This window comes from Stutzerimonas sp. LR2 (genome assembly GCF_055755175.1).
Map to the genome: position 1 here is coordinate 870,070 of NZ_JBVTRR010000001.1, position 14,330 is coordinate 884,399.

General features: G+C 65.6%; 12 protein-coding genes. 11 read left to right on the top strand and 1 reads right to left on the bottom strand.

Annotated features, from left to right (window positions below; translation table 11 throughout):
• The first annotated feature begins 7 nt into the window (after positions 1 to 7).
• The 9 genes from pepP to gcvP all read left to right on the top strand — a co-directional run bounded on the left by pepP (position 8) and on the right by gcvP (position 11,770).
• Positions 8 to 1,342, top strand: a complete 1,335-nt coding sequence (pepP, locus tag ACVRRC_RS04110) for a Xaa-Pro aminopeptidase (RefSeq protein ID WP_013984415.1) — start codon at positions 8 to 10, stop codon at positions 1,340 to 1,342.
• On the top strand, positions 1,342 to 2,520 hold the full coding sequence (ubiH, locus tag ACVRRC_RS04115) for a 2-octaprenyl-6-methoxyphenyl hydroxylase (protein WP_472996652.1): 1,179 nt from the start codon (positions 1,342 to 1,344) through the stop codon (positions 2,518 to 2,520). Before pepP ends, ubiH begins: the two co-directional genes overlap by 1 nt.
• A 25-nt stretch (positions 2,521 to 2,545) precedes the next feature.
• The gene (locus ACVRRC_RS04120) at positions 2,546 to 3,034 is read left to right on the top strand and encodes a DUF4442 domain-containing protein (RefSeq protein WP_472996653.1); all 489 of its coding nucleotides are present in this window, start codon (positions 2,546 to 2,548) and stop codon (positions 3,032 to 3,034) included.
• The gene (locus tag ACVRRC_RS04125; protein WP_472996654.1) at positions 3,034 to 4,254 is read left to right on the top strand and encodes a 2-octaprenyl-3-methyl-6-methoxy-1,4-benzoquinol hydroxylase; all 1,221 of its coding nucleotides are present in this window, start codon (positions 3,034 to 3,036) and stop codon (positions 4,252 to 4,254) included. The genes ACVRRC_RS04120 and ACVRRC_RS04125 overlap by 1 nt, the downstream gene beginning before the upstream one ends.
• Before the next feature lie 110 nt (positions 4,255 to 4,364).
• Positions 4,365 to 5,366, top strand: a complete 1,002-nt coding sequence (locus ACVRRC_RS04130; RefSeq protein WP_017244157.1) for an extracellular solute-binding protein — start codon at positions 4,365 to 4,367, stop codon at positions 5,364 to 5,366.
• Positions 5,367 to 5,481: 115 nt separating this feature from the next.
• On the top strand, positions 5,482 to 7,098 hold the full coding sequence (locus ACVRRC_RS04135) for an ABC transporter permease (protein WP_279649327.1): 1,617 nt from the start codon (positions 5,482 to 5,484) through the stop codon (positions 7,096 to 7,098).
• 211 nt (positions 7,099 to 7,309) lie between these two features.
• Positions 7,310 to 8,392 carry a glycine cleavage system aminomethyltransferase GcvT gene (gene gcvT / locus ACVRRC_RS04140; protein ID WP_285532403.1) on the top strand — a complete coding sequence of 361 codons (1,083 nt, stop codon included), beginning with the start codon at positions 7,310 to 7,312 and terminating at the stop codon, positions 8,390 to 8,392.
• Positions 8,393 to 8,444: 52 nt separating this feature from the next.
• The gene (gene gcvH, locus ACVRRC_RS04145; RefSeq protein WP_013984409.1) at positions 8,445 to 8,834 is read left to right on the top strand and encodes a glycine cleavage system protein GcvH; all 390 of its coding nucleotides are present in this window, start codon (positions 8,445 to 8,447) and stop codon (positions 8,832 to 8,834) included.
• Positions 8,835 to 8,893: 59 nt separating this feature from the next.
• Positions 8,894 to 11,770: an aminomethyl-transferring glycine dehydrogenase gene (gene gcvP / locus ACVRRC_RS04150; protein WP_045157886.1), complete on the top strand. Its 2,877-nt coding sequence runs from the start codon at positions 8,894 to 8,896 to the stop codon at positions 11,768 to 11,770.
• Positions 11,771 to 11,964: 194 nt separating this feature from the next.
• Here the strand turns inward: gcvP and yihA are convergent, their stop codons facing one another.
• Positions 11,965 to 12,615 carry a ribosome biogenesis GTP-binding protein YihA/YsxC gene (gene yihA, locus ACVRRC_RS04155; RefSeq protein WP_014598062.1) on the bottom strand — a complete coding sequence of 217 codons (651 nt, stop codon included), beginning with the start codon at positions 12,613 to 12,615 and terminating at the stop codon, positions 11,965 to 11,967.
• A gap of 268 nt (positions 12,616 to 12,883) precedes the next feature.
• Between yihA and ACVRRC_RS04160 the strand changes: the two genes are divergently transcribed.
• Together ACVRRC_RS04160 and ACVRRC_RS04165 are read left to right on the top strand one after the other, a co-directional pair.
• A complete protein-coding gene (locus ACVRRC_RS04160) occupies positions 12,884 to 13,516 on the top strand; it encodes a c-type cytochrome (RefSeq protein ID WP_017244153.1) in 633 nt (210 codons plus the stop codon).
• Between the two features lie 182 nt (positions 13,517 to 13,698).
• Positions 13,699 to 14,328 (top strand): thiol:disulfide interchange protein DsbA/DsbL, encoded by a 630-nt coding sequence (locus ACVRRC_RS04165; RefSeq protein WP_011915062.1) that lies wholly within the window; start codon positions 13,699 to 13,701, stop codon positions 14,326 to 14,328.
• Positions 14,329 to 14,330: the final 2 nt, after the last annotated feature.

Genomic DNA, 14,330 nt, shown 5'->3' on the forward strand with positions numbered 1-14,330 from the left:
TGCGCCCATGACTCGCATCCCCAGATCGGAATACGCCCGTCGGCGCAAGGCGCTGATGGAGCAGATGGAACCCAACAGCATCGCCATCCTGCCGGCGGCGCCGATGTACATCCGCAACCGCGATGTCGAGCATGTCTACCGCCAGGACAGCGACTTCCAGTACCTCTCCGGCTTCCCCGAGCCGGAAGCGGTGATCGCCCTGATTCCGGGCCGCGAGCATGGCGAGTACGTGCTGTTCTGCCGCGAGCGCGATCCCGAGCGTGAGCTCTGGGACGGCCTGCGTGCCGGGCAGGACGGTGCCATCGCTGAATACGGTGCCGACGATGCCTTTCCCATCGGCGATATCGACGACATCCTGCCCGGCCTGATCGAGGGCCGCGATCGGGTCTACTACGCCATCGGCACCAACGAAGCCTTCGATCACCGGCTGATGGAGTGGATCAAGACCATCCGCGCCAAGGCGCGCCAGGGAGCGCAGCCGCCCAGCGAGTTCGTCGCCCTCGATCACCTGCTGCACGACATGCGTCTGTACAAGTCGAGCAGCGAGGTGAAAGTGATGAAGCACGCCGCGGAGATTTCCGCCCGTGCGCACATCCGGGCCATGCAGGCCAGCCGCGCCGGCCTGTTCGAGTACCACCTGGAAGCCGAACTGGACTACGAGTTCCGCAAGGGTGGCGCGAAGATGCCGGCCTACGGCAGCATCGTCGCCGCCGGCAGGAACGCCTGCATCCTGCATTACCGGGAGAACGATGCGCCGCTCAAGGATGGCGATCTGGTGCTGATCGACGCCGGTTGCGAGATCGACTGCTACGCCAGCGATATCACCCGCACCTTCCCGGTCAGCGGCAGGTTCTCGCCCGAGCAGAAGGCCATCTACGAGCTGGTGCTCAAGGCCAACGAAGAAGCCTTCAAGCACATCGCACCCGGCAAGCACTGGAACGAGGCGCACGAGGCCACGGTGCGGGTGATCACCGCCGGCCTGGTGGAGCTGGGTCTGCTGCAGGGTGAGGTCGACCAGCTGATCGCCAGCGAGGCCTACAAACCTTTCTATATGCATCGCGCCGGCCACTGGCTGGGCATGGACGTGCACGACGTCGGCGATTACAAGATCGGTGGCGAGTGGCGCGTGCTCGAGCCGGGCATGGCGATGACCGTGGAGCCTGGCATCTATATCGCCGCGGACAACCAGAACGTCGCCAAGAAATGGCGCGGCATCGGCGTACGCATCGAGGACGACGTGGTGGTGACCAAGAACGGCTGCGAGATCCTCACCGGTGGCGTGCCGAAGAGCGTGGCCGAGATCGAGGCACTGATGGCCGCCGCACGAGAACAGGCCGCCTGATGCAGAGCCTGGCGATCATCGGGGGCGGACTGGTCGGCGCGAGCCTTGCGCTGGCCTTGCAGGAGGGCGCCCGTGAGCGTGGCTGGCGCATCCACCTGATCGAGCCGTTCGAGCCGGGGCACGAGTACCAGCCGAGCTACGATGCGCGCTCCACGGCGCTGTCCTACGGCACCCGGCTGATCTATCAGCGTCTGGGCCTGTGGGGCCGGATCGCCGAGCGTGCCGAGCCGATTCTGCGCATCCACGTTTCCGAACGCGGCCGCTTCGGTGCCGCCCGGCTGGATGCGCGGAACGAGGCGGTCGAGGCGCTGGGCTATGTGGTAGAGAACGCCTGGATCGGACATTGCCTGTGGCAGGCGCTGGATGACGAGGTGGTGGTGCGCCATTGCCCGGCCGAAGTCGAGCAGCTGGAGCCCGGCACCGCCGGTTATCGCCTGAGCTTCACCGATGGCCAGCGGCTGGAGTGCGCGCTGACGGTGCTGGCCGACGGCGGCCGCTCCAGCCTGCGCGAGCAACTCGGCATCCAGGTCGCGCGCAGGCCCTACGCGCAGACCGCGCTGATCGCCAACATCACCCCGGGCAAGCCCCATGGCGGGCTGGCTTTCGAGCGCTTCACCGAAGACGGCCCGATGGCGCTGCTGCCGCTGCAGGACCATCGCTGCGCCCTGGTATGGACCCGCTCGCCGGCCGATGCCACGCGCCTGGCCCAGGCCCACGAATCGGTGTTTCTTGCCGAACTGCAGGACGCCTTCGGCTATCGGTTGGGCGCGCTGCAGCAGGTCGGCGCCCGTCATCTGTACCCGCTGACGCTGATCGAGGCCGAGGAACAGGTACGCTCGGGGCTGGTGGTGCTGGGCAATGCCGCCCACAGCCTGCATCCGATCGCCGGACAGGGTTACAACCTCTCGCTACGGGACGTGGATGCGCTGAGTGCCGCGTTGCTGCGCAGCGAAGCGCCGCTGGGCGATCTGGCGCTGCTGCAGGAATACGCCCGCCGGCAACGTTTCGATCAGCGCCTGACCGTGGGTTTCTCCGACCAGGTTACCCGCCTGTTCGGCGATTCCGGACGGCTCGTCGCCACCGGACGTAACCTCGGCTTGCTCGGCCTGGACCTGGCTCCCGTGGCCAAACGCTGGTTCGCGCGCCAGGCCATGGGCCTCGGCACACGTGCCGGCTGACCGCGCCGTACCCGCGGGCTTCCGCATGGATGGGTCCAGGCTGGCGCGCAAGGCGCGATTTCTGCGCTGGGCCTTGAACTTCTACCCGCCGTACCTCGGCGCCGGGGTGCGGGTGCGACATATCAGCGCCGACCTGCGCCTGGTCCGGGTCAAGATGGTGCTGCGCTGGTACAACCGCAACTACGTGGGCACGCAGTTCGGCGGATCGCTGTATTCCATGGTCGATCCGTTCTTCGTGCTGATGCTCTTGGAGAACCTCGGGCCGGACTACATCGTCTGGGACAAGGCGGCCAACATCGAATTCGTCAGCCCCGGACGGGGTGCGGTCTACGCCGATTTCAGCATCAGCCAGCAACTGCTCGACGAGATTCGCATGCGCACCGCCGATGGCTGCAAGTACCTGCCGCGGATGCACGTCGAAGTGCGTGATGGCGACGGTACGCTGGTGGCGCGGGTGCAGAAGACCCTCTACATAAGACTCAAGCCGCGCGCGCGGCAGGCAGGAGACAACTGATGCAAGCCGATCTGATCATCGTCGGTGCCGGAATGGTCGGCAGTGCGCTGGCGCTGGCACTCGAAGGCAGCGGGCTGGACATCCTGGTGCTCGATGCGAGCCCGCTGGAGGCCGCCGATTTCGACCCGCAAGGCGGCTTCGAGCCACGAGTCAGCGCCCTGTCGGCAGCCAGTCAGCGCATCTTCGAGCGCCTCGGCGCCTGGCCGGGGATGTCGGCGCGGCGCGTCAGCCCGTACACCGACATGCATGTCTGGGATGGCTCGGGTACCGGACAGATCCATTTTTCCGCCGAGACCGTGCATGCCGAGGTGCTCGGCCATATCGTCGAGAACCGGGTGGTGCAGGACGCGCTGCTGGAGACGATGCAGCGCCGTGGCGGCCAGCGGTTGCTCGGCGCCGCCCGGCTCGAGCGGCTGGAACGTACGCCGCAGGGCTGGCAACTGACACTGGACGACGGTCGTCAGCTGAACGCGCCCTTGCTGGTCGCCGCCGATGGCGCTAACTCGGCGGTGCGCCGGCTGGCTGGCTGTGAAACGCGCGAATGGGACTATCTGCATCAGGCCATCGTCACCAGTGTGCGCTGCAGCGAGCCGCATCAGCGGACTGCCTGGCAACGCTTCACCGACGACGGCCCGCTGGCGTTTCTGCCGCTGGAGCGTGATGGCGACCAGCACTGGTGCTCCATCGTCTGGTCGGTTACCGAGCTAGAAGCCAGGCGCCTGATGGCGCTGGATGACGTGGCGTTCCGCGCGGCGCTGGGCCGTGCCTTCGAGCAGCGTCTGGGCGAGGTGGAGGAGGTCGATCCGCGGCTGTGCATTCCACTGCGCCAGCGTCATGCCAAGCGCTACGTACAGCCTGGGCTCGCGCTGATCGGCGATGCCGCGCACACCATCCATCCACTGGCAGGGCAGGGGGTCAACCTCGGGCTTCTCGACGCAGCGGTTCTGGCGGAGGTCATCGAGGCGGCCATGGCGCGTGGTGAGCGGCCCGAAGATATCCGGGTGCTGAGTCGCTTCGAACGCCGCCGCATGCCGCACAACCTGGCGATGATGGCGGCGATGGAGGGCTTCGAGCGACTGTTCCAGGCCGATCCGTTGCCGCTGCGCTGGTTGCGCAACACCGGCCTCAAGGCGGTACAGGCTCTGCCGGAGGCGAAAGCGCTGTTCGTCCGCCAGGCGCTGGGCTTGAGCGGCGACCTGCCTGCGCTGGCGCGGCCTTGATAGCAGACTGATATTTACAAAAGGTTACCGGCACGATTTGTCGCATTGAGAAGGTAAATAACATTCACTACTATTCAGGCCTATGTTCCATCTCACCAAGAGGCTGTTCCATGCAGGCTAGCAAAGGTTTTCTCGCCGCCCTGGCGCTGACGGCGCTATCGGGCGCTGTCCAGGCTGCCGATCAAGTAGTGGTTTACTCCTCGCGCATCGATGAGCTGATCAAACCGGTATTCGACGCCTACACCAAGAAGACCGGTGTAGCGATCAAGTTCATCACCGACAAGGAAGCTCCGCTGATGGCCCGCATCAAGGCCGAAGGCGCGAACACTCCTGCGGACCTGCTGCTGACCGTCGATGGCGGTAACCTCTGGCAAGCCGAAGAAATGGGCATCCTGCAGCCGCTGAACTCCCAGGTGGTGAAGGACAACATCCCCGCGCAGTACCGCTCCTCCAGCGATGCCTGGACCGGCTTGTCGCTGCGCGCACGGACCATCGTCTACTCGCCGGAGCGGGTCAAGGACGGTGAGCTGACCACCTACGAAGCGCTGGCCGACAAGAACTGGGAAGGCCGCCTGTGCCTGCGCACCAGCAAGAAGGTCTACAACCAGTCGCTGACCGCCACCATGATCGAAACCCATGGCGCCGAGAAGACCGAGCAGATCCTCAAGGGCTGGGTGAACAACCTCGCCACCGACGTATTCGCCGACGACAACGCCGTGGTCATGGCGGTCGACGCCGGGCAGTGCGACGTCGGCATCGTCAACACCTACTATTTCGGTCGTCTGCATGCGCAGAACCCGCAGCTCAAGGCCAAGCTGTTCTGGCCGAACCAGCAGGACCGCGGCGTGCACGTCAACCTGTCGGGCATCGGTCTGACCAAGCACGCGCCGAATCCGGATGCTGCGCGCAAGCTGGTGGAGTGGATGACCAGCGCCGAGGCTCAGAGCATTTTCGCGGACATCAATATGGAATACCCGGCCAACCCGGACGTGAAACCGTCCGCCGAAGTTGCGGCATGGGGCGAGTTCAAGGCCGACACCATTCCGGTTGAAGTCGCCGGCAAGCGCCAGGCCGAGGCGATCAAGATGATGGACCGCGCCGGCTGGAACTGATCCGCCTGCCGCCATCGCTGCGGTGACCGCGGCTCAGCCGCCAGGTCTGCCGCTGCGGTTATACTTCGCGCCCCGGCTTGTCCGGGGCGTCGTTTTTCCTGCTGTCGAGGCTTGAGTGTCCCATCCCGTCGAGCGCCGCTGGTATCCCATCTCATTCGCCGTCGCGGCGCTGGTGTTGCTGCCGCTGAGCATTCTGCTGTTCAGCTGGGGCAGCATCGATGGCGACATCTGGGCGCACCTGTGGGACACGCAGATGCCGCGTTTGCTGGGCAACACGCTGACCCTGGTGCTCGGCGTGGGCATCGGCGTGGTGGTGCTAGGGGTCAGCCTCGCCTGGCTGACGGCGTTGTGCGAGTTTCCCGGTCGACGCTGGCTCGACTGGGCGCTGATGTTGCCGTTCGCGATACCCGCCTACGTGCTGGCGTTCGTCTTCATCGGTCTGCTGGATTTCTCCGGGCCGGTGCAGAGCCTGGCCCGCGAGTGGTTCGGCAGCGGTATCCGCTTTCCGCGGGTGCGTTCCACCGGGGGCGTCATCGCGGTGCTGGTGCTGGTGTTCTACCCGTACGTCTATCTGCTGGCTCGCTCGGCCTTTCTGGCTCAGGGCAAGGGGCTGATGGAGGCGGCGCGGGTACTCGGCCAGACGCCCTGGCAGGCCTTCTGGCGCGTGGCGCTGCCGATGGCACGGCCGGCCATCGGTGCCGGTCTGGCGCTGGCGATGATGGAAACGCTGGCCGATTTCGGTGCCGTGGCGGTATTCAACTTCGACACCTTCACCACCGCCATCTACAAGACCTGGTACGGCTTCTTCAGTCTGACCAGCGCCACGCAGCTGGCCAGTCTGCTGCTGCTGGCGGTGATGCTGGTGCTCTACGGCGAACGCCGGGCGCGCGGCGCGGCGCGGCCGGCCAACGAGCGCGCGCGCTCTGCTGCACTTTATCGGCTGACCGGCGTGAAGGCCTTGGCCGCCAGCGCCTGGTGCGGTCTGGTGTTTCTCTGTGCCTTCGTCATTCCGGTGCTGCAACTGCTGGCCTGGCTCTGGCAGCGCGGGCGCTTCGACCTCGACGAGCGCTACGCCGGGCTGATCCTGCACACGCTCTACCTTGGCGGCATGGCTGCGCTTATCACCGTCAGCGTGGCGCTGCTGCTGGCGTTCGCCCGGCGCCAGGCGCCGGTGCGTTCGATCCGCAGCGCGGTCAGCCTGGCCAACCTGGGTTATGCGCTGCCCGGCTCGGTGCTGGCAGTGTCGATCATGCTGGCGTTCAGTTACCTGGACCGGCACATGGTGATACCGCTGTCGAGCTGGTTGGGCGGGGCCGGCAAGCCGATCCTGCTCGGCAGCCTCGGTGCCTTGCTGCTGGCCTATCTGATCCGCTTCATGGCGGTCGCCTTCGGCCCGCTGGAAAACGCCCTGGCTCGAATTCGTCCATCGCTGCCGCAGGCGTCGCGCAGCCTCGGTGTCGGCGGGCCGGCCCTGTTCTTGCGCGTCTATCTGCCGCTGTTGCTGCCGGGCACGCTGAGTGCGGCGCTGCTGGTGTTCGTCGACGTGCTCAAGGAAATGCCGGCGACTCTACTGATGCGTCCGTTCGGCTGGGACACTCTGGCGGTGCGCATTTTCGAGATGACCAGCGAAGGCGAATGGGCGCGCGCCTCGCTGCCGGCGCTGACGCTGGTGCTGGTCGGCCTGCTGCCGGTGATCCTGCTGATTCGTCGCTCGGCCAGGCGCGTCGGCTAGCCTGCCGAGGCTTTCCGGTGGCGCTGCACGCGGTCCGGTAGCGCCCGTGTAAGGCCGTTCGACCTCCAGTCTCCTGCCGCCTGATGCGCCGTGACCTCCTGCCACCTTGGGGCTACAATGCGCGCCATTCGAAAGTCGCCGCTCCCCGCAAGGGCCGGCTTTACTGACTTTTCCAACGCCGATTCGGCGACCTGCCCGGAAGGAGAAACCCATGGGTCAGCGTACTCCCCTCTACGATCAGCACCTTGCGCTCGGCGCCAAGATGGTCGACTTCGGTGGCTGGGACATGCCACTGCACTACGGCTCCCAGGTCGAAGAACATCATCAGGTGCGACGTGATTGCGGAGTGTTCGACGTCTCGCACATGACCGTGGTCGATGTGGCCGGCGACCAGGCCAGCGCTTATCTGCAACACCTGCTGGCCAACGACGTGGCACGCCTGAAGAGCCCCGGCCGCGCTCTTTACTCGGCCATGCTCAATGAGCGCGGCGGGGTGATCGATGACCTGATCGTCTACCTCACCGACTGGGGCTACCGCCTGGTGGTCAATGCCAGTACCCGCGACAAGGACCTGGCGTGGATGCAGGCCCAGGCGGCGGATTTCGCCGTCGAGATCAACGAGCGTCCGCAGCTGGCCATGCTGGCCATCCAGGGGCCGCATGCCCGTGCGCGCACCGCCGAGCTGGTCAGCCAGGCCCGCGCCACGCTGATCCAGGGACTCAAGCCATTCCAGGGCCTGGCCGAAGGCGACTGGTTCATCGGTCGTACCGGCTACACCGGCGAAGATGGTCTGGAGATCATCTTGCCGGCCGAGCAGGCGCCGGATTTTCTCAGCGAGCTGGTCGGTGCCGGCATCCCCCCCATCGGCCTTGGCGCTCGTGACACCCTGCGTCTGGAAGCCGGACTGAACCTGTACGGCCAGGACATGACCGAGGAGGTCTCGCCGCTGGCCGCCAACATGGGCTGGACCGTGGCCTGGGAGCCCGCCGAGCGCGATTTCGTCGGCCGTGCCGCGCTGGAGCAGCAGCGCGCCGAAGGCGATCTGCCCAAGCTGGTCGGCCTGGTGCTGGAAGAGCGCGGCGTGCTGCGTGCCCATCAGGTGGTGCGGGTCAACGGTGTCGGTGACGGCGAGATCACCAGTGGCAGTTTTTCTCCTACGCTTGGCAAATCCATCGCCCTGGCGCGCGTGCCGGCCGGCACCGCCGAGCGCGCGGAAGTGGAGATTCGTGGCAAGTGGTATCCGGTGCGGGTCGTGCAGCCGACATTCGTGCGGCACGGCAAGGTACTGGTGTAAATTCGACCGACTGTTTTGCGCGACTGCTGTCAACAGCCTTGAGGATCCAACAATGAGCAATATCCCCAGCGATCTGCGTTACGCCGCCAGCCACGAGTGGGCCCGTCTCGAAGCGGACGGCAGCGTCACCGTCGGCATCTCCGATCACGCCCAGGAGGCGCTGGGGGATGTGGTCTACGTCGAGCTGCCCGAGGTCGGGCGCCAGCTCAATGCCGGTCAGGAAGCCGGCGTGGTCGAGTCGGTAAAGGCCGCCTCCGACATCTATGCCCCCGTTTCCGGTGAGGTGATCGCCATTAACGAGGCGCTGGCCGATTCGCCCGAGCAGGTCAACAGCGACCCCTACGGCAGCTGGTTCTTCCGCCTGCAGCCGAGCGACAAGGCGGAGCTGGACAAGCTGCTCGACGCAGCCGGTTACCAGGCCGCCTGCGACGCCGACGCCTAAGCATCATCCGCAAAAGCCCCGCTCTGTCGGGGCTTTTGTTTTTTCCGAGAGTAGCGACCATGCCGTATATGCCGAGCCTTTCCCAACTCCAGCAAACCGATGCCTTTCTGCGCCGTCACCTCGGCCCGGATCAGGGCGAACAGCAGGCCATGCTCGACGCGCTGGGGCTGGCCAGCCGCGAGCAGCTGATCGAGCAGACCGTGCCGCCGGCGATCCGCCTGCAGGGCGAGCTGAATCTGCCGCCCGCGCTGGATGAACAGGCGGCGCTGGCCAAGCTCAAGGGCTATGCCGAGCAGAACCAGCTCTGGACCAGCCTGATCGGCATGGGCTACCACGGCACCATCACCCCGCCGGTGATCCTGCGCAACGTGCTGGAGAATCCGGGCTGGTACACCGCCTACACGCCCTATCAGCCGGAGATCGCCCAGGGTCGGCTGGAAGCGCTGCTGAACTATCAGCAGATGATCATCGACCTCACCGGTCTCGATCTGGCCAACGCCTCGCTGCTCGATGAGGCGACCGCAGCAGCCGAGGCCATGACCCTGGCCCGGCGCATGGCCAAGAGCAAGAGCAACCGTTTCTTCGTTGACGAGAATTGCCATCCGCAGACGCTTTCGGTGGTGCAGACCCGCGCCGAAGCGTTCGGCTTCGAACTGGTAGTCGGCACGCTGGACGACCTGGCCGGACACGAGGTGTTCGGCGCGCTGCTGCAGTACCCGGATACCCATGGCGAGATTCGCGACCTGCGTCCGGCGATCGAGCAGCTGCACGCACAGCAGGCGCTGGCCTGCGTGGCGGCCGACCTGCTCAGCCTGCTGTTGCTGACCCCGCCGGGCGAACTGGGTGCCGACGTGGTGCTCGGCTCGACCCAGCGCTTCGGTGTGCCGATGGGCTACGGCGGCCCGCACGCGGCCTATTTCGCCAGCCGCGACGAGTTCAAGCGCGGCATGCCGGGACGCATCATCGGCGTGTCCAAGGACGCCCGCGGCAACACCGCGCTGCGCATGGCGCTGCAGACCCGCGAGCAGCATATCCGTCGCGAGAAGGCCAACTCCAACATCTGCACCGCGCAGGTGCTGCTGGCCAACATCGCTGGCTTCTATGCCGTCTATCACGGCCCGCAGGGCCTCAAGCGCATCGCACAGCGCGTCCATCGGCTGACCGCCATCCTCGCCGCGGGTCTGGAGCAGAAGGGCATCGTGCGGCTCAACCGGCATTTCTTCGACACCCTAACCCTCGAGGTCGGTGGTGCGCAGACCGCGATCATCGAAAGTGCCGAGGCGGCGCAGATCAACCTGCGCATCCTCGGCCGCGGCCGGCTGGGCGTGAGCCTCGACGAGACCTGCGACGAGCGCACCGTCGAGCAGCTGCTGGCGATCTTCCTCGGTGCCGATCACGGCCTCGATGTCGCCGCGCTGGATGCCGGTGAGCTGGCCGCGGGCATTCCCGCAGGGCTGCAACGCGAGAGCGGCTACCTGGAGCATCCGGTGTTCAACTCGCACCACAGCGAAACCGAGATGCTGCGCTACCTCAAGCAGCTGGAAAACAAGGATCTGGCGCTGAACCAGGCGATGATCCCGCTCGGCTCCTGCACCATGAAACTCAACGCCACCAGCGAAATGATTCCGATCACCTGGGCCGAATTCGCCAACCTGCATCCGTTCGTCCCGCGGGGCCAGGCGCAGGGTTACAGGCTGATGATCGAAGAGCTGGAAGCCTGGCTCTGCGCGATCACCGGTTTCGACGCCATCAGCATGCAGCCCAACTCCGGTGCCCAGGGCGAATACGCCGGCCTGGTCGCGATCCGCAAGTATCACGAGAGCCGCGGTGAAGGGCAGCGCGACATCTGCCTGATCCCGTCCTCGGCGCACGGCACCAACCCAGCTTCTGCGCAGATGGTCAGCATGCGTGTGGTCATCGTCGAATGCGACAAGGGCGGCAACGTCGATCTCGAGGACCTCAAGCGCAAGGCCGCCGAGGCCGGCGACCGGCTGTCCTGCCTGATGATCACCTATCCGTCGACCCACGGCGTCTACGAAGAAAACGTGCGCGAGATCTGCGCCGCGATCCACGCCCAGGGCGGCCAGGTGTACATGGACGGCGCCAACCTCAACGCCCAGGTCGGCCTGGCGCGACCGGCGGACATCGGTGCCGACGTCTCGCACATGAACCTGCACAAGACCTTCTGCATCCCCCATGGCGGTGGCGGCCCGGGCATGGGCCCGATCGGCGTCAAGGCGCACCTGGCGCCGTTCGTGGCCAATCACCCTGTGGTCGAGCTGGAAGGTCCGCAACCGGGCAACGGTGCGGTGAGCGCGGCGCCCTGGGGCAGCGCGAGCATCCTGCCGATCAGCTGGATGTACATCGCCATGATGGGCCCGCAGCTGCGTGACGCGACCGAGGTGGCAATCCTCGGTGCCAACTACCTCGCCAACCGTCTCGGCGGCGCGTTCCCGGTGCTCTACAGCGGACGCAACGGCCGTGTCGCCCACGAGTGCATTCTCGATCTGCGCCCGCTCAAGGCCGCCAGCGGCATCAGCGAGGAGGACGTTGCCAAGCGCCTGATGGACTACGGCTTCCATGCGCCGACCATGTCGTTCCCGGTGCCCGGCACGCTGATGATCGAGCCCACCGAGAGCGAGTCGAAGGCGGAGCTGGACCGCTTCGTCGAGGCGATGCTGAGCATCCGCGCGGAGATCGCCAAGGTGCAGGACGGCGAATGGCCGGCGGACAACAACCCGCTGGTACGCGCGCCGCATACCCTGGCCGACGTGATCGGCGAGTGGGATCGCCCCTACAGCATCGCCGAGGCGGTGACCCCGAGCGCCCACGCCCGTGCGCACAAGTACTGGCCGGCGGTGAACCGTGTGGACAACGTCTACGGCGATCGCAATCTGTTCTGCGCGTGCGTGCCGGTGGACGCCTATCGTGACTGATAGGTTGTGATGGAGAGGGTGGATGTCGTTTTTCGGCATCCGCCCGGTCCGGAGAGGCGGACCGGCGAACGTCGCGCTCGGGCCGGCAGCCGTTATTCCCGGCTATGCAGCCGGTGCATCGCGGATAAATGTCGCGTTCGCATCCACCACAGGCGTGCTGGCACGGCGTGGTGGATCAGCGGTTCTGAGCGGTCTTACGCTTCAGGTGCCTGGTCTTGCTCGGAGTCGTCCAGCAAACCGAGCCAGCTGGCCAGTACCAGCTGCGCCTCTTCCACACCCTGCCGCTTGGGAGCGGAGAACAGCTGCACGCTGACATCGGCACCCCAGCCCTTGCGGATATCGCGTTGGATCGCCAGCAGCGCGTTCTTCGCCGCGCCGAAGGCCAGCTTGTCGGATTTGGTCAGCAGGATGTGCAACGGCATGTCGCTGGCATTGGCCCAGTCCAGCATCATGCGGTCGAACTCCGTCAGCGGATGGCGGATATCCATCATCAGGAACACCCCGACCAGACTCTCGCGACTGCCCAGGTAGGCTTCCAGATGGCGCTGCCAATGCTGCTTGAGCGGGATCGGCACCTTGGCGTAACCATAACCGGGCAGGTCGACCAGGCGGCGCTCGTCATCGAGGCGGAAGAAATTGAGTAACTGGGTGCGTCCCGGTGTCTTCGAGGTGCGCGCCAGGTTGGCGTGGGTGAGGGTGTTCAGCGCACTGGACTTGCCCGCATTGGATCGACCGGCGAAGGCCACTTCCAGACCCTCGTCGGCCGGGCACTGATCGACCTTGGCGGCGCTGATCATGAAGGAGGCCTGTTGGCAAAGGCCGAGAATCGGGTTTTTCGGTAGCATGGTCGTTCCGGTGAGTGCACGCGGGTGCGGCAATGGTTCGTTTCCGTTTCAGAAACGGAAGTATATAATGCCGCAGTTTTTATGTGCGCTTTGGCCTGATATCGGGCCGTGCGTGGTGTCCAGCCTGTTGCGGGCGCCTGTGCGGCGGTGTCGCCGCCCCGCTGCGGATGCCCTGCGTGCCACTTATAACGAGCGTTGCCCCGGTTCGATGGCCGTGCGTGACCCGATGAATTCCCTTTCAAACCCTTAGCCGTAGTTGGATTAGCTGATGAACAAAATACTCGTGAGTCTGCTGTTGACCCTTGGCATCACCGGTATGGCCCACGCGGCTGGAGACGCCGAAGCTGGTCAGGGCAAAGTTGCAGTGTGTGGCGCCTGCCACGGTGCGGACGGCAACAGCCCGGCGCCGAACTTCCCGAAACTCGCCGGCCAGGGCGAGCGTTATCTGCTCAAGCAGCTCCAGGACATCAAGGCCGGCAGCACGCCGGGCGCCCCGGAAGGTGTGGGCCGCAAGGTCCTGGAAATGACCGGCATGCTCGATCCGCTGAGCGACCAGGACCTGCAGGACATCGCCGCCTACTTCTCCAGCCAGAAGGGCAGCGTCGGCTATGCCGATCCGGCTCTGGCCAAGCAGGGTGAGAAACTGTTCCGCGGTGGCAAGCTGGATCAGGGCATGCCGGCCTGTACCGGTTGCCACGCGCCGAACGGCGTCGGTAACGAGCTGGCCGGCTTCCCCAAACTGGGTGGCCAGCACGCCGCGTACACAGCCAAGCAGCTGACCGACTTCCGCGAAGGCAACCGCACCAATGACGGTGACAGCATGATCATGCGTGGCGTCGCCTCCAAGCTGAGCAACAAGGACATCGAAGCGCTGTCCAGCTACATCCAGGGCCTGCACTGATCGCATCCGCGGGCTGACCGAGAAGGGCGTCCGGGCCGCAAGCCCGGGCGCCCTTCTGCGTTTAGGGGCTGGCTACACTACCTTCGTCACGGCTTGGCACGGGCAGATGAAAAACGCTGGCGAGTCCCGGCGTTTTGCTGCAGCCTGTTGCGCCATCGGTTCGTCGTAAACAGGAGTATTTCATGCGTAACTTCCTACTCACTGCCGTCCTTGCTACCGCCAGCCTGTTCGGCGGGGTGACCCAGGCAGCAGAGTTCCAGGCCGGCAAGGAATATGTCGAGCTGAGCAGTCCGGTGCCCGTTGCCGACCCGAGCAAGATCGAGGTGGTCGAGCTGTTCTGGTACGGCTGCCCGCATTGCTACCAGTTCGAACCGGTGATCAAGCCCTGGGCCGAGAAGCTGCCGGAGGATGTGCAGTTCAAGCGCATCCCCGCCATGTTCGGCGGCATCTGGAACGCGCACGGCCAGCTGTTCGTCACGCTGGAGTCCATGGGCGTGGAGCCGAAGGTGCATGACGCGGTATTCGCCGCCTATCACCAGGAGCGCAAGAAGCTCGCCACGCCGGAGGAGATGGCCGACTTCCTCGAAGGACATGGCGTCGACAAGCAGGCCTTCCTCAAGGCCTACAACTCCTTTGGCGTGCGTGGCCGCGTCGAGCAGGCGAAGAAACTCGGCATGGCCTACCAGATCACCGGCGTACCGGTGATGATCGTCAATGGCAAGTACCGCTTTGACCTCGGCTCCTCCGGCGGTCCGGAACGCACGCTGCAGGTGGCGGATTTCCTCATCGAAAAAGAACGCGCAGCGCGGTAACC